The sequence below is a fragment of the Mesorhizobium sp. M5C.F.Ca.IN.020.32.2.1 genome (assembly GCF_004023105.1).
GTDB classification, from domain to species: Bacteria; Pseudomonadota; Alphaproteobacteria; order Rhizobiales; family Rhizobiaceae; genus Mesorhizobium; species Mesorhizobium wenxiniae.
Genome location: NZ_RZSX01000021.1, coordinates 1 through 17,401, shown reverse-complemented (window position 1 = coordinate 17,401; position 17,401 = coordinate 1). Strand labels below are relative to the sequence as shown.

The window sequence follows — 17,401 nt, the reverse complement described above, 5'->3', positions numbered from 1 at the left end:
CTCGTGGCGCGTCTGGAGGACGTGCCATCCGATCCAGAAGACGAGGCCGATGATCACCATCACGACTTCGGAACCCTGAAACGGGTAGATCGCGCCGACGTCCTTGAGGTCCACGGCCCAGCTTTCCATTCCATTGGTAGACATTGCGGTTCTCCTTGCCCGTTGACTATTTGATCATGGCTTTTTCGGCGGTTCCCACTTCGCGGACCGACGCCTCTAAAGCATGATTGAGGGCGAAGTCGACGCCCTCGAGTTCCACCTTCGCCGGTACCCGCAGGAGGTTCATGCTGTTGAGGATCTTGCAGACCACGAAGGTGGGGACGAAACCGAGCACGAACATCAGCACCGCACCAGCGAAATTGCCGAGCGGGTTGATGTGCGCGAAGCCCTCATAGGGCGAGGACGGCTGTCCCCACAGCATGAAGCCCGCCACCACGACCCCGAGGAATCCGCCATAACCGTGCACGGCGACGGCGCCGACCGCATCGTCGATCTTGAAGCGGCGTTCGACGAAATAGTGCAGGTTGTAGCAGATGGTCGGGACGATCGCGCCGATCAGCAGTGCCTGGATCGGGTGATAGAGGTCATTGCCGGCTGAGGCCGAGATAATGCCGCAAAGCCCCATCGAGAATGTCCAGAAGGGGTCGCCTTTAGAGACGATGTAGCCGGCCAGCATACCGCCCGACAGCGACATCAGGAAGTTGAATGTGATCGCCGAGAGCGTGGTCGGCGCGAGATAGATGTTGGTCGCCGTCCAGGTCTCGCCGGTGATCTGGCCGGCAATCGTGGCCGGGCTGATCAGCGGAATGTTGCACGCGGCGTAGAAGCCCCAGAAGCCGGTGAAGATCAGGAACAGGCCGATCGTGACCAGCCACACATTGTGAGGTGGGATGTCGCGCGCCGTGCCGTCGGGCCTGAACTTGCCGATGCGCGGACCCAACACGATGAGAAAGGCGAGTGCCCCTCCGCCCGCGATCGCGTGCACGACGCCCGATGCATAGGCATCATGATAGCCCCAGAGCTTCACCATCCAGCCTTGCGGATGCCAGCCCCAGGACGCGTCGAGGATCCACAGGACCGAACCGACCAGCACCGCGACGATCCAGAACGCACCCGAGCGCACGCGTTCTATGATCGAACCCGAGATGATCGACGCCGTCGTGATGGAGAACAGCAGGAAGGCGCCCCAGAACACGCCATTGAGGCGATGCCACAGCGCGGCATCGGTAGGGGTGACCCCCGTCTCGCCTTGATTGACACCGGAGAGGTGGGTGCCCATCAGCGGATTCCATGGTTCGGCAAATGGTGCGGTGACAAGTCCGCCGGCGATGCCCGGCCCATTGGGGAAACCGAAATAGATCCACCAGCCGAAAAAATAGAACGTGATCGTGACGAGCGGGATCGCCATCGCGTTCTTCATAAGCGTTTTCAGATGATTACGCCGGCGCGACACGCCGACCTCGTACATGCAGAACCCGACATGGATCAGGAACATCATGACGATGGTCACCCAGTAATAGAATTCCGTGAAAATGGTCGTTAGAGCGTTGAGATTCCCTTCCATTTCAGGTCCCCTCCGTTCAGTTGCGTTCCTTGCCTCTGAGTAAAACTTTTTGCATCTTAGTATTGCGCGCTTTTGGAGTTTTGAGTCAATATGGCGCAGACCGTCGCCGGGCCCTCAGTGCCCTTGAGCGGCGAAACACCGGCAATCGTGTGAGGAGAAGCAAGTCCATGACCGCATCCTGGAGATTTTCGACCTTGGCGGATCGCCATCGTGCGCTCGGTTCGAAGCTGGAAGACTGGAGCGGGATGGGCACCGCCTGGACCTACGACAAGAACGCCGACGAGGAGTATATCGCCATCCGCACCAAGGCCGGGCTGATGGACGTGTCGGGCCTGAAGAAGGTCCACATCACCGGGCCGCATGCCTCGCACCTGATCGACCTCGCCACGACGCGCGACGTGGAGAAGATCTATCCTGGCAAGTCGGCCTATGCCTGCATGCTGAACGAGGCCGGCAAGTTCACCGACGACTGCATTCTCTACCGCACCGGCCCGAATGCCTGGATGGTCGTGCACGGTTCTGGCACCGGCCATGAGGAGTTGCAGCGCGCCGCCATGGGCCGCGATGTATCGCTGCGTTTCGACGACAATCTGCACGATCTTTCGCTGCAGGGGCCGATAGCCGTCGATTATCTGGCAAAGCATGTGCCGGGCATTCGCGACCTCAACTATTTCCACCACGTGCAGACCCGGCTGTTCGGTTTTCCGGTGATGATCTCGCGCACCGGCTACACCGGCGAACGCGGCTACGAGATCTTCTGCCGTGGCCAGGATGCCGGCACGATCTGGGACACCATCCTCGACGAGGGCAAGAGCGCCGGCATCATCGCGTGCCGGTTCACCACGCTCGACATGCTGCGCGTCGAGAGCTATCTCTTGTTCTATCCCTATGACAATTCGCAGAAGTATCCGTTCGAGAACGAAGGCCCCGGCGACACACTGTGGGAGCTCGGCCTCGACTTCACAGTCAGCCCCGGCAAGACAGGGTTTCGCGGTGCCGAGGAGCACTACCGCCTCAAGGGCAAGGAGCGGTTCAAGATCTTCGGCGTGCTGCTCGAAGGCAAGGAGCCGGCCGACGAGGGCGCGCCGGTCTATCGCGATGGCAAAAAGGTCGGTGTGGTAACCTGCGCCATGTATTCGCCGCTGGTCGAGAAATCGATGGGCATCGCCCGGCTCGATGTCGACTGCGCCGTCCAGGGCACCAGGCTCCAGATCCGCAACAAGAGCGGCGCCCTCAGCGCGACGGCCGAGCCGCTTCCCTTCGATGATCCGAAGAAGACCAAGCGCACGGCGAAAGGCTGAGGCATACTGAGAGAATGGCAGCGAAAAGCATCATCAGCCGGCCGGTCTACGGAAACCTGTCCCCGCAGCCCGGCAAGCACCATCTTTTCGTGGCGGATGCAGAAGGAGCGCTGGCCATAACAGACCTGGTCGCCAAGGCGCCCGATGGTTTCTTTGCCGATGCTCATATCATCTTCATCCTCGGCAATGACAGCAAGCATGTCGCCGCGCTCGAAGCGCTGAAGCCGGCGCAGTTCTACCAGGGGCCTTCCTTCGCCAGCGCCCTCCCGCGGCTGAAGCAGACGCTGGCCAACGCCCATATGGGCCTGCGTCTCTATCTCGCCGGCACCGAGGGGCTGATTGGCCAGGCCATGCAGGCGGCGCTCGAAGCCGGCATCGACCACACCTCCATTCAGACCGAGCACCGCGGCTCGCTGGCGCGCCGCATCCAATGCGTCCATTGCAAGGGCATCACCGAAAACGTGACGACGCAGCCTGCAACGTGTTCGCATTGTGGCCTGCTTCTTCTGGTACGCGATCACTATTCCAGGCGCCTCGCGGCATTCCAGGGCGTCTGCATCAATGCGGAAGACCGCAGCGAAATTCCTCCGACGGAGGAGATCTTTCGATGAGCACCGGCACCACCAAGCTTGATGTCGTGGTGAGCGATGTCGTCCCGGTCAACGAATTGGTCACGCGCTTCCATTTCCGCCGGCGCGACGGGCAGCTTTTGCCGACATTTTCCGGCGGCGCCCATGTTGTGGTGGAGATGCGCGACGGCGAGCGGACGAGGCTCAACCCCTATTCGTTGATGGGCTCGCCGCTCGACACACGCGAATACACGATCTCGGTGCGCCGCGACGACGTCGGCCGCGGCGGCTCGCTGTTCATGCACAGGCATGTCAGGCCCGGCATGGAGATGGTGATCAGCTACCCGGTCAATCTTTTTTCGCTCGATCTGCGCGCCAGAAAGCATCTGATGCTGGCGGGAGGCATCGGCATCACGCCGTTCATGGCGCAGACCGCGCAGCTGGCAGCGGAAGGCGGCAATTTCGAGCTGCATTACACCTGCCGCACCGCCTCGCTCGGCACCTATGCCGATGTGCTCAGAGAGCGCTATGACCGCCGCGTCAGGTTCTATCACGACGACCGCGACGAGCGCATCGAGCTCGACCGGCTGCTGTCGTCACAGCCGCTCGGCACACATCTCTACGTCTGCGGCCCGTCCGGCATGATCGGCTGGGTGCGCGACCGCGCCGCTGCGCTGGGCTGGCCCACGGAAACCGTGCATTTCGAGCATTTTGCCGCCCCGCAGCCCGGCGCCCCCTTCGACGTGACGCTGGCGGTCAGCGGCAAGACGATCCGCGTCGGCGAGCAGCAGAGCCTGCTCGAGGCGATCGAGGCCGCCGGCGTCGATCCGCCCTATCTCTGCCGCGGCGGCGTCTGCGGCCAGTGCGAAACCAACGTCATCGCGCATGACGGCAAATTCATCCACAACGACCATTGGCTGAGCGAGGAAGAGCACCGTTGCGGCAAGAAGATCATGCCCTGCGTCTCGCGCTTCGAGGGCAGGTCGCTGGTGCTGGAAAGATAGGAGGCGAGCTTGGGAATCACCTTTCGCAAGGAAACGTTCCGCGACGACTTCACGTTCAAAAACAGCCCGGAGCACATCAGGCGGTTTCCGTTCCCGTTCCACGAAGACAGCTACATGTATGCGGTCAATATCGAGCCGCATGTTCTGGGGCCGAAAGGCAGCGTGCTCGAAAACCTGATCGACGTCGACGAGCACTATGTCGCCGAGATGCAGGACCGCGCGCTGGTGCTGGCGGAAGACCCGCTGCGCTGCCAGTCGCTGCCGCACATGACGCTGGCCGGCTGGGACCTGCTAGAGCTTCTAATGGAACAGCAGGCGCTCGGTTATCCCGAGCATTTCACGCTGTCGCGCGACGGCGACAAATGGCGCTGGATAAACCGGCCGCTCGGCATCGACGACAGCTTCACCTTCGGCGACGTGTCGACTCTGCCTTACGGGCCGATGGAATACATCACGCGGCAATCACAAGGCGATTTCTGCATCCTAGACCAGCGTGACGGCAACCTGTGGATGGATGCCGGCATGGTCACAACCCAGGCCGACTGGTCGCTCGATTTCGACATTGGCATGAACTTCTTCGAGTGGCACGCGCCGGTGCCGCTGGCGCATGAGAAGGGCATATTCATCCGGGCGCTGAAGTTCCTCACCAACATTCAGCAAGGCAAGCCGGCGCGGCGGTTGAACTGGACGATGACGATCAATCCGCGCCTCGACACCAGTCCGGAAAATTATCACAAATGGGGCCCGGACCGGGCGACGGTGACGCCCGAAAACGTTGGCGACAAGGTCCATCTGCGTGTCGAATTGCAGAGCTTCTGGCGGCTGCCGCGCTCGAACGGCATCGTCTTCCCGATCCGCTGCTACCTGATCAAGATGGATGAGCTGGTGACGCAGCCGAAATGGGCGCGGCGCCTGCACCGCGTCATCCGCGACCTTCCCGACGAGCTCGCCAATTACAAAGGCCTGACACGCTATCGTCGGACACTGGTCGAATGGCTGTCGAAGCTCGACGACGGCAGCCCGACGAGCCCGGGGTTTGGGCCGGACTAAGTTTCTGCCTGCTCTGTTTGTGCCGCCCCTCAAGCCCTGGGTTCCTCGCCCCCGCGAGCGGGGGAGAAGTGGCCGCGAAGCGGCCGGAGAGGGGGGCTTCGTAGGGCGCCGTCCCCCTCTCCGTCTCGGCTTCGCCGAGCCACCTCTCCCCCACTTCGTGGGGGCGAGGAACCCACGCTGGAATGAGGCGCAGTCCTTCGCAGACGAACCCGCTCAACCCGCACTACTCTGCGGATAGCAGATGATCGAGAGATAGCGCATCGGCAGTTGCGTCAGCTGTTCCGGGCCGTGCGGCGCGTCGGCATCGAAGAACAGGCTGTCGCCGGGCTTCATCGGATAGAGATTGCTGCCATGCCGGTAAACAACCTCGCCTTCGAGCATGTAGAGGAACTCCATGCCTTCGTGCTGGAAGGTCGGAAACACATCGGAATCTTCGGTCAGCGTGATCAGATAGGGTTCGACGACGACGCCGCTGGTGTTGGAGCCGATATGGCCGAGCAGATTGTACTGGTGGCCGGCACGCGTGCCGCGCCGCTCGACGTCGAGGCCTTCGCCGGCCTTGACGAAGACGGCGCTGCGCTCTTCCTCGAAACGGCGGAAGAAAGCGGTGACCGGAACACCGAGCGCCCGCGACAGTGCCTGCAAAGTGGTCAGCGACGGCGAAGTGATGCCGTTTTCGATCTTCGACAGCATGCCAAGCGAAATGTCTGTGGCAGCCGCAAGATCGGCGACGGTGATGCCGAGTTTTTTGCGAAACGCCCGCACCTCGCGACCGATCGCGACCTCCAGGACCTTTTCGCGGGTGTCGCGAACGGCGTGCGGGTCCTGGGTCAGTGGAGTCCGGATCGTTACCACCCCCTTCGGCGATGGCTTGGCCCTGGCGGCTGCCCCATTCCTGAAATTGGAAGCTTTCTTCGGCATCTCGCCACCCGGTTCTGCGGATTTATTTCACTCACGGTGAACATATTCGGTGCGGATACAGAGCGCAACTGCGACAGCAACCCACTTTATGTCGAACGGCGTGCTCTCCGGATTTCGGCCGTCGGCGGTTTTGCGGAAAATCCGGCCTGGCGAAAAAGAGGTTTTGCAACAAGGCCTGTTGACAGCATCGAAGGGGCAATTACTGTCCTGTCAGTGAAATTTGTTTCGTTAGGGAAATGAGACCGGGAGGCTTTGCAATGAAAAGTCGTGTTGCCGTCATTGGAGCCGGACCTTCCGGCATGGCCCAGCTTCGAGCCTTCAAGTCGGCTGCCGACAAGGGCGCGGATATTCCGGAAATCGTCTGCTTCGAAAAGCAGTCCGACTGGGGCGGCCTGTGGAATTACACCTGGCGCACCGGCCTCGACGAGCATGGCGATCCGGTGCATGGCTCGATGTACCGTTACCTCTGGTCGAACGGACCGAAGGAATGCCTCGAATTCGCCGACTATACGTTCGAGGAGCACTTTGGCCGTCCGATCGGCTCGTATCCGCCGCGCGCCGTGCTGTGGGACTACATCAAGGGCCGCGTCGAAAAATCCGGCGTGCGCCAATGGGTGCGCTTCAACAGCCCGGTGCGCATGGTGACCTTCTCCGACACGACGAAAAAGTTCACCGTCACCGCGCATGACCGCACCAACGACGTCACCTATTCGGAAGAGTTCGACAACGTCGTCGTGGCGTCCGGGCATTTTTCCGTGCCCAACGTGCCCTATTTCGAGGGCTTTTCGACCTTCAACGGCCGCATCCTGCACAGCCATGATTTCCGCGACGCCATGGAATTCAAGGACAAGGACATCCTGATCATCGGCCGCTCCTATTCGGCCGAGGATATCGGCTCGCAATGTTACAAGTACGGCGCTAAATCGATCACCTCCAGTTACCGCTCGAAGCCGATGGGCTTCAAATGGCCGGACAACTGGAAGGAAGTGCCGCTGCTGCAGAAGGTCGTCGGCAAGACCGCGCATTTCAAGGACGGCAGCACCAGGGATGTCGACGCCATAATCCTGTGCACCGGCTACCTCCACTCCTTCCCGTTCCTCACGGAGGATCTGAAGCTCAAGACCGCCAACCGCATGTGGCCGGACGGGCTCTACGAGGGCGTCGTCTGGGAGAAGAATCCGCGGCTGTTCTATATCGGCATGCAGGACCAGTTTTACACCTTCAACATGTTCGACGCGCAGGCCTGGTTCGCCCGCGACGTCATCATGGGCCGCATCAACCTGCCTTCGGCAGAAGTGATGGCGGAACACGGCAGGAAATGGCGGGCGCGTGAGGAAACGCTGGAGGACGCCGAGCAGATGATCTGGTTCCAGGGCGACTACACCAAGGAATTGATGGATCAGACCGACTATCCCGGCTTCGACGTCGAGGCTGTCAATCAGACCTTCATGGAGTGGGAACACCACAAGATGGAAAACATCATGGGCTTCCGCGACAATGCCTATCGCTCGCTGATGACCGGCACGATGGCGCCGCTGCACCATACGCCGTGGCTGCAGGCGATGGACGATTCGATGGAATCTTATCTGGAAGTGAAAGGGGTGGCGGCGGAGTAGCAGCTTCCTCACCGCACCGGCTGCAATCAAATGGCCTCCTTGGGTTATGGAGGTTCCGGAAGATCGGAAAATGAATCAGTTACTTGACGGACAGCTGCCAGCCCAACCCCACTTCGCCGAAAGCAGGGCCAGTATCTCGCCTTATCTGGACCTACGCCAGGCTTAACGGTCGCTCGCCGGCCGAACGCGACATGCAGCGCCGTAGGCAACCTGGCCTCGCGCGCAGCATTGAACTGCTCATTGGACCCGACAGCCTGCCCAGGTTGCAACCCATCGAACCCGTCAAATCCGCTGTGCAGAGGCACTAGTTGCTGCGAGCCTCGCGCACGTCTTTCGTCGCCTCAATGATCCGCTCGAGCAGGGCATGGAGATCGTCGCGGTGGCCGCTGCGGCCGGCGGGGCCGTTTTCATCTGATGTCATGACCACGGTCAAAGCGCGCCCGGGCACAACATAGACCATCTGCCCGCCATACCCCCACCCGTAGAAGACCGCTTCGCCCGCGATCTGACGGATGAACCAACCATAGCCATAACCGTCACCGGTGAAACGGGAGGCGGTGCGTGGCTGCCAGGAGAGCTTGATCCAATCGGCCGGCACGAGCTGCCGTCCGCCGCGGCTCACCCCGCCGCTGCGGTAGAGCTCGCCAAAGGCGAGCAGCGAGCGCGGGCTCATGGCCATCTGGTTGCCGCCGAGATAGATGCCCTGTGGGTCGCGGTCCCAGGCGGCGATGGAAAAGCCCTCCTGCGGCCCCAGCCATTCGCGTGCCAGTTCCAGGGTTGAGCGGCCGGTCCGCCGCGTCAGGATCGCCGAAAGGAGATGGGTCGAGCCGGTGGAATAGAGCATGGTACCGCCCGGATCGCCGTCGAAGGGCATGGCGAGCGCTGCCCGCACCCAGTTGCCGCTTGCCACCCAGCGCCCGTAGTTTGGGCCGGAGGTCCGACCCAGCCCTGCCTGCATGGAAAGCAGATGACCGATCGTAACCTGCTGGAGCCGCGGATCCACGTCGGCGGGCAGGTCGGCCTGAAGAAGCGGAGCGATCTTCTGGTCAGTGCCTTGGAGCACGCCCTTGTCGATGGCGATGCCGACGAGCGCGGAGATGATCGACTTGGAGGCCGATTTTATGTTGGCAGCACGTGCCGGAGAGTGGCCGCGATAGCCACGCTCCGCCACCAACGCGCCCTCATGCGCGATGGCAACCGTGCGCAGCGGCGTCAAGCGCTCGGCCTCATCAAAGAGCTTTTCAAGCCGCTCCTCCAAGCCGTCCGCACCGTGAGCAGCGACGGAAAAGATGAGGAGAAAGACTAAACTCACGGTGGGGCGCTTCAGCATGAAACCAGCCTGGGACGCATTTCTGGCAATACAAAGGTGACGCGGGCTAGCAAAGACGTCTGCCTCGCACAAGATAGTCGGATAGGGCAGGCGTGCGGGGCAAGGCAGCGGCTATTCGAGCATCAGCAGCTCCCCGAACCGGAGTTTCTGACCCGTTCCAGTCGTTCTCGCCGAGCCTAATGGTGCGAATCTGACACTTGATGCCTTGGTCGACTGCTGCGAGTGTGGCGAGCGTGGCCCCGAAACCAAGTCAAATGCGGCTAACGCCCGAGCTGGTCGCCAGAGTCCTCAGTGTGGACGATTCTCTGCCACAGCCCTTCACCGCGCCGTCCGACGCCGACCATGATGACACCGTCGGCGATACTTGCCGCCGCACCGTCAGCTGACGAGGTCTGGCTCTTTGCCTATGGATCGCTGATGTGGAACCCGGCCTGTGATTTCGTGGACCAGCGGGTTGGCTTGGTGCCCGGGTGGCACCGCTCCTTCTGCCTCGGTTGGGACCGGTGGTTTCGAGGATCAGACAGGCAACCCGGTCTCATGTTGTCGCTCGACCGTGGCGGGCAGTGCAAGAGCGCGGTCTATCGCCTGCCGCCGGATGCTATCGAGGCAAATCTCGGCAGGCTCTTTCGTCGTGAGATGCGCGCCAAGCCGTCCGCTCATTCGCCGCGTTGGGTGAATGTTCGCACCGAGAACGGACCGCTCCACGCGATCACCTTTGTGATTAACCGGAACAGCGGACGCTATGTCCGCGGGCTGTCGCTGGAACAGATCGCCGACGCGCTCGCGCTCGCGTGCGGTCCGTGGGGTTCCATGGCCGACTATCTCCACAGCACTGTAAGTCACCTTGAAGGTATGGGGATTCACGACAGGCAATTGTGGCGTTTGCAGGAGTTGGTAGGCGAACGCATCGAAGCGTCGACGGCCGAAGATCTTCCCGCGAAATGAGCCAACGGGGCTCAACCCTCAGACCATGACCACTAGTGGATTGAATTCATCGTCTGATGCCCTCGCGTGGACGTTGAGGAGGCGCTGACCCTCGCAGGGGAAACCGAGATCTGACTACGATGGCGGTCGCGGGATTGCTCTGAGGCCAGGCCGCCGTTCAGCGCCCTATGCGAGCACGAAATTCGGCAGTCGAATTGGTGCGTGGAAACGGTTCGGTAGCCAATTGTACCCCGAGAAAGGCACACAGCGACTCCCACCCTTCGGAGACCTGATAGGTAAGAAGACGTTCGGAGGGTAGCGTGGCTCTCACCGCGGCGTTATGTGCTTCATAGACGGCTATTGCTTGATCGCGGTCATTGAAGCGACCGCCAAAGACACCATTGCCAACTACCGCCACACCGAAGGACTGTGGGTCATTGCTGCCAGCGTCCATGGCGAGTCCTATCGTTTGCGCCACACTGTTATACCAGGCTTCGGGGTCACGGACTGTGAGGACAACCTTTGCATCAGGGTAGTGATCGCTCACTTCGCGCCAGAAATGCGCCGTTGGCCAATCGACCGCGGAACGATAGCCGGCATATGCCACATCCCAGTTCGGGAGTTGTCCCTGGCCAGCGGCGCGCCACAGCCCTTTCTGTTCGGGATTGGCATTCACGTCTGCCATGTGGTGGCAAGGCCCGAACCCAAGATGCTCTAACGCGAGCTTCAGCGAAAATGTGCCAGTGCGGCCCATGCCCGCGCCAATGACATCTAGAGCCATGAGCATCCCCAAGGCGACTTCAATCGGTCAAAATACCGCTGTTCCCTTTATTTCGCTACATATTTGAAGGTTAGCTCCGGGTCGGGTACGGAACGTCCTCTTTCTGTTGCATCTGTCCTGAAAGCTGACCTTCCGCTTTCGGCCCTGATGCAGACATTTTTGCGATCAGCTTGGCAAGGACAGCTTCTGTGCAAGCTGCCGTTTCGCGGGGCGCGCGACCCTCTATTTTCCGGCTATCCCAGCCTTGCCCGTGCTTTCGCCGTCCAGGCGTTGAACAGCCGGTCGGCGATGATGCCGATGAAGGCGATGGCCAATCCGGCGACGATGCCGCGGCCGGAATCGGCCTTGGACAGCGCAATGAACACTTCCTGGCCGAGATCGCGCGTGCCGACCATGGCGCAGATGATGATCATCGCCAGCGCCATCAGGATCGTCTGGTTGACGCCAAGCATGATCTCGGGCAACGCCAGCGGCAGCTGCACGCGCAGGAACGTCTGGCGCTTGGTGCAGCCCGACACCTTTGCCGCCTCGATCAGTGCCGGCGGCACCTGCCGGACGCCGTAATTGGTGTAGCGAATGGCAGGCACCACGGCGAAGGCGACCGTGGCGATCATCGCCGTCACGTCGCCGACGCGGAACAGCATCACCACTGGAATGATGAAGCAGAACGACGGCAGCACCTGCAGCGTGTCGATGACCGGCGTGACGACCTTCTCGACGCGGTCGCTGCGCGAAGCCATCAGCCCGATCGGGATGCCGATCAGGCAAGCGATGAAGGCCGAGATGCCGCACAGGTAGACCGTCGCCATGGTCTTTTCCCACAGGCCGGTCACCGCGCAGAAGATGGTCAGCGCGGCGACCAGGACGGCGAGGCGCAGGCCGCCGAGTTGGTAACCGGCAAGGCCAAGCAGGAACACCGCGCCCAGCCACGGGAAGCCCTCGCAGAAGGCGCGCACCGGGTTCAGCACATTGAGGATCAGCGCCACGCGAAACGCTTCGATCGTGTCGAAGAAGTTGATCGTGATCCAGCTCACCGCTGTCTTCCACATCGGGGCGGTGGTGAAAGTGATCGCTTTCGGCACCGCCGCGAACGCCGGCACAAACAGGCCAAGCAGCGTCGTGACGGCAAGGACGGCGATGGCCAGCGTCAGATTGGGGTAGCGGCGCCAGAAGCTCGGGCTCACCTCCTGATAAACATGGCCTTGCGCGTGATTGCGCGCGATCGCCTGGCTCAGCCGGTCGAGCGCGATTGCCAGCGCGACGATGGCAAGGCCGGCTTCCATTGCCTCGCCGACCTTCAGCGCGCGCAGCGCCAAAAGCACGTCGTAGCCGAGGCCGCCGGCGCCGATCATCGAAGCGATAATCACCATATTGAGCGCCAGCATGATGACCTGGTTGACGCCGACCATCAGCGCTGGACGCGCCGACGGCAAAAGCACGCGCCACAGTTTCTGGCGCGCCGTGCAGCCGGCCATCTCGCTGAAATCGTCGATCTCGGACGGCACCCGCGACAGTCCCAGCATCGTGGCGCGCACCATTGGCGGCGTCGCGAAAATGGCCGTCGCGATCATCGCCGAAACCGGACTGTTGCCGAACAAAAGAAGCATCGGGATCAGATAGGCGAAGGTTGGGATGGTCTGCATCAGATCGAGGGCAGGAGAGATCAACAGCCTCTCAGCCCATGGCTTGCGCCACGCCCAGATGCCGACGAACAATCCGGTGACGATGCAGAACGGCACGGCGATGGAGATCAGCCCGAGCGTAAGCATTGCGCTGGTCCATTGGCCGAACAGCGCGATGTAGAGGAAACAGCCGCCGACAAGCGCTCCGAGCTTCCAGCCGCCGGCGGCGCGGCCGGCCAGGAATGCAGCAATGCAGACGCCGACCCATGACAGGCGCGGCAGGACGACCATATCCGCGCCACGGCCGATCTTGAAATTCTTGGCAAGCAGATTGAGCGCGAAATCGAGCGGCACGCCGAGCGCCGCGGTGATCGACCGCGTCAGCCAGGAGAAGTTCGACTTTATCAGGTTCATCAGCGCGCTGACCCAGTCGGCGACGGGAACGATTGCGCCGGCCGGATAGTTGACTGCCCAGGGCAGCCTGTCCTGTAGCAGGAACACGGCAAGCACGGCGGCAAAGGCGCAGGCCCAGACCACCAGCCGGAGCTGAACCGGCCGCGATCTCGCCTCGCTGGTGCTTGCCGTCACCGTCATGCGCTAGCCCCGCGACGCTCGATCCCGGCCAGAAGATTGATCACGGCTTGCGGCGTGACCTCGCCGATCGGCTTGCCGGTGCCATTGACCACCGCGAACGGCTTGCCGGCCGACACAATGCTTGCCGAAAAACTTGATATCTTGGCGTCCGGCGCGACCACGCCGCCATGCTCGGTGCCATCGCAGGCGCGCATCAGGCTTCGCGCCGAGATCACCTTGGCGCGGTCGACGTCGCGGGTGAATTCGGCGACATAGTCGGTCGCCGGATTGACCACCAGCTCTTCCGGCGTGCCGATCTGGATGACCTCGCCATCCTTCATTATGGCGATGCGGTCGGCCAGCCGGATGGCCTCATCGAAATCATGGGTGATGAAGACGATGGTCTTGTGCAGCATGGTCTGCAGCCGCATCAGCTCGTCCTGCATCTCACGGCGGATCAGCGGATCGAGCGCTGAGAACGGCTCGTCGAGAAACCAGATTTCCGGCTTGGTGGCGAGGCTGCGGGCGATGCCGACACGCTGCTGCTGGCCGCCGGAAAGCTCGCGCGGATAGAAATGCTCGCGACCGCGCAAGCCGACAAGCTCGATGACCTCGCGTGCACGTGCTTCGCGCGTCGGCCGGTCCTGTCCCTGGATGCCCAGGGGAAAGGCGATGTTCTCCAGCACGTTCAGATGCGGCAGCAGGGCAAAATTCTGAAACACCATGCCCATGCGGTGACGCCGCAGCTCGATCAGCGCGGCATCGGAAATCTTGAGAAGGTTCTTGCCCTCGAACTCGACCTTGCCATGCGTCGGCTCGACCAGCCGCGACATGCAGCGCACCAGCGTCGATTTGCCGGAGCCGGACAGGCCCATGATGATGAAGATCTCGCCCTGGCGGATTTCGAGGTCGACGGCGCGCACCGCGCCGACCAGCCCGGCCGCGACGACTTCCGCCATGCTGGCCTTGCCGTCACGCTGGCGGATAAAATTGGCCGCGTTCGCCCCGAACAGCTTCCAGACATTGTAGCAGGCGAGCTTTATCGGGCGGGCATCCTTTGGCGTGCCTGCTGCTTGTAGCACCTGTTCAGTCGTATCGGCCATGCAGTCGTCCTTCTGGAATATGGAATAGAGACCCGGCCATGAATGACCGGGTCTCGCAGTTTCCAGTTGGAACGATCACTCGGCCCAGGCTTTCCAGTCGGCTTCGTGCGCGGCGATCCAGGCAGCGGCGACGTCTTCCGGCGTCTTGCCTTCGAGATCGATCTCGCCGCTCATCTTGTTGAGCTCGTCCGTGTCGACCGTGTAGTTTTTCGCGACCTTGTAGGCGACCGGCCATTTGTCCTTCATGCCGGCCCAGGAATATTTCCAGATCTCGCCATGCGGCTTGCCGCAGTCATATTTCGCTTCAGGGTTTACGCCCCACTTCGGGTCGTTGTAGCACTCCGGCGTATAGTCGGGGAATTCGACCCATTCGCCCTTGTATTTGGCCGGCGCCCAATGTGGCGAATAGACCCACAGCATGATCGGCGCCTTGCGCTGATAGGCCGAATCCAGCTCGGCGAACATCGCCGCGTCGGTGCCGGCATGGATGACGGTGAAGGGCAGCTTCAGCGCCGCGGCACGCTCGTCGTCAAAACCTTCCCATGTCACTGGACCGCCAAGATAGCGGCCGTTCGGCGCCGTTTCCGCCGTCGAGAAGGCTTCGGCGCATTTCGGGTCCTTCAGCGCCTCCCAGTTCGGCAGGCCCGGGCATTTCTCCTTCATGTATTCGGGATACCACCATTCTTCCTTGGCCTTGGGCCCAAGCTTGCCGAGCCGTTCGGTCTGCCCGGTCGCATCCGAGGCCTTCATGGCTTCGCCGGCAGTCGTGTCCCAGAATTCCAGAGCGACAGCGAGATCGCCATTGGTGAGGCCGGTGGTCAGGCTGGAGAGATAGTCGGCGGTCGGGTACTCGACCGTGTATCCAAGCTTTTCAAGAATGCCGCCAAGGATCTTGGCGTTCAGATTGACGCTGGTCCAGTCGAATAGCGCGATCTTGATCGGATCATTGGATTCTGGCGCCGCAGCCTGGGCCGAAGGCGCGAGTGCACTTGCCGCGGCAAGTGTTAAGGCTCCCATTGATAGTCTCGAAATCATACTCCGCAGTGACATGCCTGTTCTCCTGTCAAGCTCTGGTGGAAGTTATCGTTCGTTCCCTTCTTGCGTCTTTTTTGATTGTGTTGGAAAAGCTGGTCGTTGCGCAAGTCCATTGGCACCAAATTGCTCTCGGCGCAAAGTAGGCGCAGACGGAATGATGCCCAATTCGATGAAGATGTCGTGCGGGACGGGATCGCGTCATGGCTGCCGTGCTGCCGAAGCAGTGATCCGCGGATCGATCGCCGGTTTTGCGGCGCCCTCAAGCTTGCGAGCCATCAAGGTCCCATGATGTCGGCTGTCGGCAGTCACCGAAGCCATTTTCATGGGATGAAATTATATATACCAACGTTCATGTCGCGCAACGACTAACGCGGCGCGAATCGCGCAATTCGGCTGCAGTTTCGCCGCCTGCCGATTATATCAGCAGATTGACGCGTGAACCTGCCCCGTTGCTCACGACATGATCAGCCCGCCATCGACATTGATGGTCTGACCGGTGATGTAGGCGGCGTCGCTGCTGGCCAGAAAGCTGACCAGGCCAGAAACGTCCTCGCCGCTGCCGGCGCGGCCCATCGGGATATTCCTGACCCATTCGGCCATCAACTCGCCGGGCTTGTAATCGCCCATCAGTCTGCCCCATGCCGCGTCGTTATAGGCCCACATGTCGGTGTCGATGATGCCGGGACAGATCGCGTTGACGGTGATCTTCTCCTTAGCAACCTCCTTGGCGAGGCTCTGGGTGATACCGACGACGCCGAATTTCGAGGCGGCGTAGTGCGGCGTGTAGATGAAGCCCTGGCGAGCCTGGCCGGATGCGGTGTTGATCAGCCTGCCACCGTCGCCATGCTTGCGGATGCGCGCGATCGCCTCCTGGCAGCACAGGAACACGCCCCTGGTGTTGACCGCCATCACCCTGTCCCATTCGGCCTCGGTCATCGCCTCGATCCTGGCGATGGTGATGACGCCGGCATTCTGCACGGAGATGTCGACACGGCCGAACTGCTGCTCGGCCAGATCGTAGAGGGCGGCGACCTCGTCCTTCTTGGTCACGTCCATGCGCAGCGATGCGACCCTGGCGCCTTCCGCCTTCATTCGGGCGGCGACTTCGTCGACGCGCGGGTCGATGGCGCTGACGACGACCGCAGCACCTTCCGCCGCAAAGCGCCTGGCCATCGCCGCACCGATGCCGCCGCTGGCGCCCGTGATGACCGCCGTCTTACCCTGGAATCGCTTCTGCATTTTTTCTCCTACCAGCAGACGAAGCCGCCATCGACAATCAGATCGATGCCGGTGACGAAACTCGAAGCCCGGCTGGCCAGGAACACGGTCGGGCCGACCATCTCTTCCGGCGCCGCCATGCGCCCCATCGGCGTGTCGCGCTCGAAGATCCTGACCTGGTCGGCGACCTCCGGCCGCTTGTTCATCGGCGTCAGCGTGTAGCCGGGGCTAACGACGTTGACGCGCAGGCCGCGATCGGCCCATTCCATGGCGAGACTCCTAGACATATGGATGACGGCGGCCTTCGACGAATTGTAATGCGCCTGGGTCAGGCCGCGATTGACGATCGAGCCCGACATCGACGCGATGTTGACGATCGAGCCCTTGCGCCGCGTCAGCATTGCCCGCGCTTCGGCCTGGCACGACAGGAACACGCCGCTGACATTGACGTCATAGAGCTTTTGCCATTTCTCCAGCGAAAGCGTCTCGGCCGGCTCGGCCGCGGCGACGCCGGCATTGTTGACGGCGATGGTCAGCGCGCCCAGTTCCGTTTCAGTGCGTTCGATCGCCGTCGCGAGATCGGCCTCTGAAGTCACCGTGCCGGTCAGCACCAGTGCCTTGCGGCCAAGCTCCGAGATCCTGTGCGCCGTCTCGTCCAGCCCGCCTTTCGAGGCATGGCCGAAACAGGCGATATTGGCGCCGGCCTCGGCCAGGCCGATGGCGATTGCTTGCCCGATGCCGCTGCCGGCGCCGGTGACGAGAGCAACGTCCCCATGAAGATCGAATAGTT

The 17,401-nt window shown here is 61.8% G+C and carries 16 protein-coding genes; 7 read left to right on the top strand and 9 right to left on the bottom strand.

What is annotated here, in order from left to right; all coding sequences use genetic code 11:
- Positions 1-166 precede the first annotated feature (166 nt).
- The gene (locus EOA86_RS02115; RefSeq protein WP_128340567.1) at positions 167-1,564 is read right to left on the bottom strand and encodes an ammonium transporter; all 1,398 of its coding nucleotides are present in this window, start codon (positions 1,562-1,564) and stop codon (positions 167-169) included.
- A gap of 167 nt (positions 1,565-1,731) precedes the next feature.
- Between EOA86_RS02115 and EOA86_RS02110 the strand changes: the two genes are divergently transcribed.
- The 4 genes from EOA86_RS02110 to EOA86_RS02095 are packed head-to-tail and all read left to right on the top strand — an operon-like array spanning position 1,732 to position 5,488.
- Positions 1,732-2,865 (top strand): aminomethyltransferase family protein, encoded by a 1,134-nt coding sequence (locus tag EOA86_RS02110; protein ID WP_128340566.1) that lies wholly within the window; start codon positions 1,732-1,734, stop codon positions 2,863-2,865.
- Positions 2,866-2,879: 14 nt separating this feature from the next.
- On the top strand, positions 2,880-3,476 hold the full coding sequence (locus EOA86_RS02105; RefSeq protein WP_128340565.1) for a dimethylamine monooxygenase subunit DmmA family protein: 597 nt from the start codon (positions 2,880-2,882) through the stop codon (positions 3,474-3,476).
- Positions 3,473-4,438 (top strand): PDR/VanB family oxidoreductase, encoded by a 966-nt coding sequence (locus tag EOA86_RS02100; protein WP_127208260.1) that lies wholly within the window; start codon positions 3,473-3,475, stop codon positions 4,436-4,438. The genes EOA86_RS02105 and EOA86_RS02100 overlap by 4 nt, the downstream gene beginning before the upstream one ends.
- 9 nt (positions 4,439-4,447) lie before the next feature.
- The gene (locus EOA86_RS02095; protein ID WP_127208259.1) at positions 4,448-5,488 is read left to right on the top strand and encodes a DUF3445 domain-containing protein; all 1,041 of its coding nucleotides are present in this window, start codon (positions 4,448-4,450) and stop codon (positions 5,486-5,488) included.
- 213 nt (positions 5,489-5,701) lie between these two features.
- On the opposite strand, the gene EOA86_RS02090 is transcribed toward EOA86_RS02095, so the two are convergent.
- Entirely contained in the window at positions 5,702-6,409 is a 708-nt protein-coding gene (locus EOA86_RS02090) for an XRE family transcriptional regulator (protein ID WP_065008325.1), read from the bottom strand.
- Between the two features lie 36 nt (positions 6,410-6,445).
- Between EOA86_RS02090 and EOA86_RS02085 the strand changes: the two genes are divergently transcribed.
- Together EOA86_RS02085 and EOA86_RS02080 are read left to right on the top strand one after the other, a co-directional pair.
- A complete protein-coding gene (locus EOA86_RS02085; RefSeq protein WP_128340564.1) occupies positions 6,446-6,649 on the top strand; it encodes a hypothetical protein in 204 nt (67 codons plus the stop codon).
- Between the two features lie 17 nt (positions 6,650-6,666).
- Positions 6,667-8,025 carry an NAD(P)/FAD-dependent oxidoreductase gene (locus tag EOA86_RS02080; RefSeq protein WP_128340563.1) on the top strand — a complete coding sequence of 453 codons (1,359 nt, stop codon included), beginning with the start codon at positions 6,667-6,669 and terminating at the stop codon, positions 8,023-8,025.
- A gap of 304 nt (positions 8,026-8,329) precedes the next feature.
- Here EOA86_RS02080 and EOA86_RS02070 read toward each other — a convergent pair whose 3' ends face one another.
- Positions 8,330-9,355: a serine hydrolase gene (locus EOA86_RS02070; RefSeq protein WP_128340561.1), complete on the bottom strand. Its 1,026-nt coding sequence runs from the start codon at positions 9,353-9,355 to the stop codon at positions 8,330-8,332.
- 342 nt (positions 9,356-9,697) lie between these two features.
- Here EOA86_RS02070 and EOA86_RS02065 point away from each other — a divergent pair, with 342 nt between their 5' ends.
- Positions 9,698-10,300, top strand: a complete 603-nt coding sequence (locus EOA86_RS02065; RefSeq protein ID WP_245497081.1) for a gamma-glutamylcyclotransferase — start codon at positions 9,698-9,700, stop codon at positions 10,298-10,300.
- Positions 10,301-10,457: 157 nt separating this feature from the next.
- Here EOA86_RS02065 and EOA86_RS02060 read toward each other — a convergent pair whose 3' ends face one another.
- From EOA86_RS02060 to EOA86_RS02035, 6 genes are all read right to left on the bottom strand, one after another.
- Positions 10,458-11,060 (bottom strand): sulfotransferase family protein, encoded by a 603-nt coding sequence (locus tag EOA86_RS02060; protein ID WP_128340560.1) that lies wholly within the window; start codon positions 11,058-11,060, stop codon positions 10,458-10,460.
- Positions 11,061-11,293: 233 nt separating this feature from the next.
- Positions 11,294-13,276, bottom strand: a complete 1,983-nt coding sequence (locus EOA86_RS02055) for an ABC transporter permease subunit (protein ID WP_128340559.1) — start codon at positions 13,274-13,276, stop codon at positions 11,294-11,296.
- A complete protein-coding gene (locus EOA86_RS02050) occupies positions 13,273-14,358 on the bottom strand; it encodes a glycine betaine/L-proline ABC transporter ATP-binding protein (protein WP_128340558.1) in 1,086 nt (361 codons plus the stop codon). The genes EOA86_RS02055 and EOA86_RS02050 overlap by 4 nt, the downstream gene beginning before the upstream one ends.
- 75 nt (positions 14,359-14,433) lie before the next feature.
- Positions 14,434-15,408, bottom strand: a complete 975-nt coding sequence (locus EOA86_RS02045) for an ABC transporter substrate-binding protein (protein WP_065010075.1) — start codon at positions 15,406-15,408, stop codon at positions 14,434-14,436.
- A gap of 438 nt (positions 15,409-15,846) precedes the next feature.
- Positions 15,847-16,632: an SDR family oxidoreductase gene (locus tag EOA86_RS02040; RefSeq protein ID WP_128340557.1), complete on the bottom strand. Its 786-nt coding sequence runs from the start codon at positions 16,630-16,632 to the stop codon at positions 15,847-15,849.
- A gap of 8 nt (positions 16,633-16,640) precedes the next feature.
- Positions 16,641-17,401 (bottom strand): SDR family oxidoreductase (locus tag EOA86_RS02035; RefSeq protein WP_128340556.1); only part of this gene is annotated, 761 nt, incomplete at its 5' end.

Bases quoted from the DNA above. Each gene is read 5' to 3' on its own strand.
- EOA86_RS02115 (WP_128340567.1), bottom strand. From the start codon at position 1,564: ATGGAAGGGAATCTCAACGCTCTAACGACCATTTTCACGGAATTCTAT.
- EOA86_RS02110 (WP_128340566.1), top strand. From the start codon at position 1,732: ATGACCGCATCCTGGAGATTTTCGACCTTGGCGGATCGCCATCGTGCG.
- EOA86_RS02105 (WP_128340565.1), top strand. From the start codon at position 2,880: ATGGCAGCGAAAAGCATCATCAGCCGGCCGGTCTACGGAAACCTGTCC.
- EOA86_RS02100 (WP_127208260.1), top strand. From the start codon at position 3,473: ATGAGCACCGGCACCACCAAGCTTGATGTCGTGGTGAGCGATGTCGTC.
- EOA86_RS02090 (WP_065008325.1), bottom strand. From the start codon at position 6,409: ATGCCGAAGAAAGCTTCCAATTTCAGGAATGGGGCAGCCGCCAGGGCC.
- EOA86_RS02080 (WP_128340563.1), top strand. From the start codon at position 6,667: ATGAAAAGTCGTGTTGCCGTCATTGGAGCCGGACCTTCCGGCATGGCC.
- EOA86_RS02070 (WP_128340561.1), bottom strand. From the start codon at position 9,355: ATGCTGAAGCGCCCCACCGTGAGTTTAGTCTTTCTCCTCATCTTTTCC.
- EOA86_RS02065 (WP_245497081.1), top strand. From the start codon at position 9,698: ATGATGACACCGTCGGCGATACTTGCCGCCGCACCGTCAGCTGACGAG.
- EOA86_RS02060 (WP_128340560.1), bottom strand. From the start codon at position 11,060: ATGGCTCTAGATGTCATTGGCGCGGGCATGGGCCGCACTGGCACATTT.
- EOA86_RS02055 (WP_128340559.1), bottom strand. From the start codon at position 13,276: ATGACGGTGACGGCAAGCACCAGCGAGGCGAGATCGCGGCCGGTTCAG.
- EOA86_RS02050 (WP_128340558.1), bottom strand. From the start codon at position 14,358: ATGGCCGATACGACTGAACAGGTGCTACAAGCAGCAGGCACGCCAAAG.
- EOA86_RS02045 (WP_065010075.1), bottom strand. From the start codon at position 15,408: ATGTCACTGCGGAGTATGATTTCGAGACTATCAATGGGAGCCTTAACA.
- EOA86_RS02040 (WP_128340557.1), bottom strand. From the start codon at position 16,632: ATGCAGAAGCGATTCCAGGGTAAGACGGCGGTCATCACGGGCGCCAGC.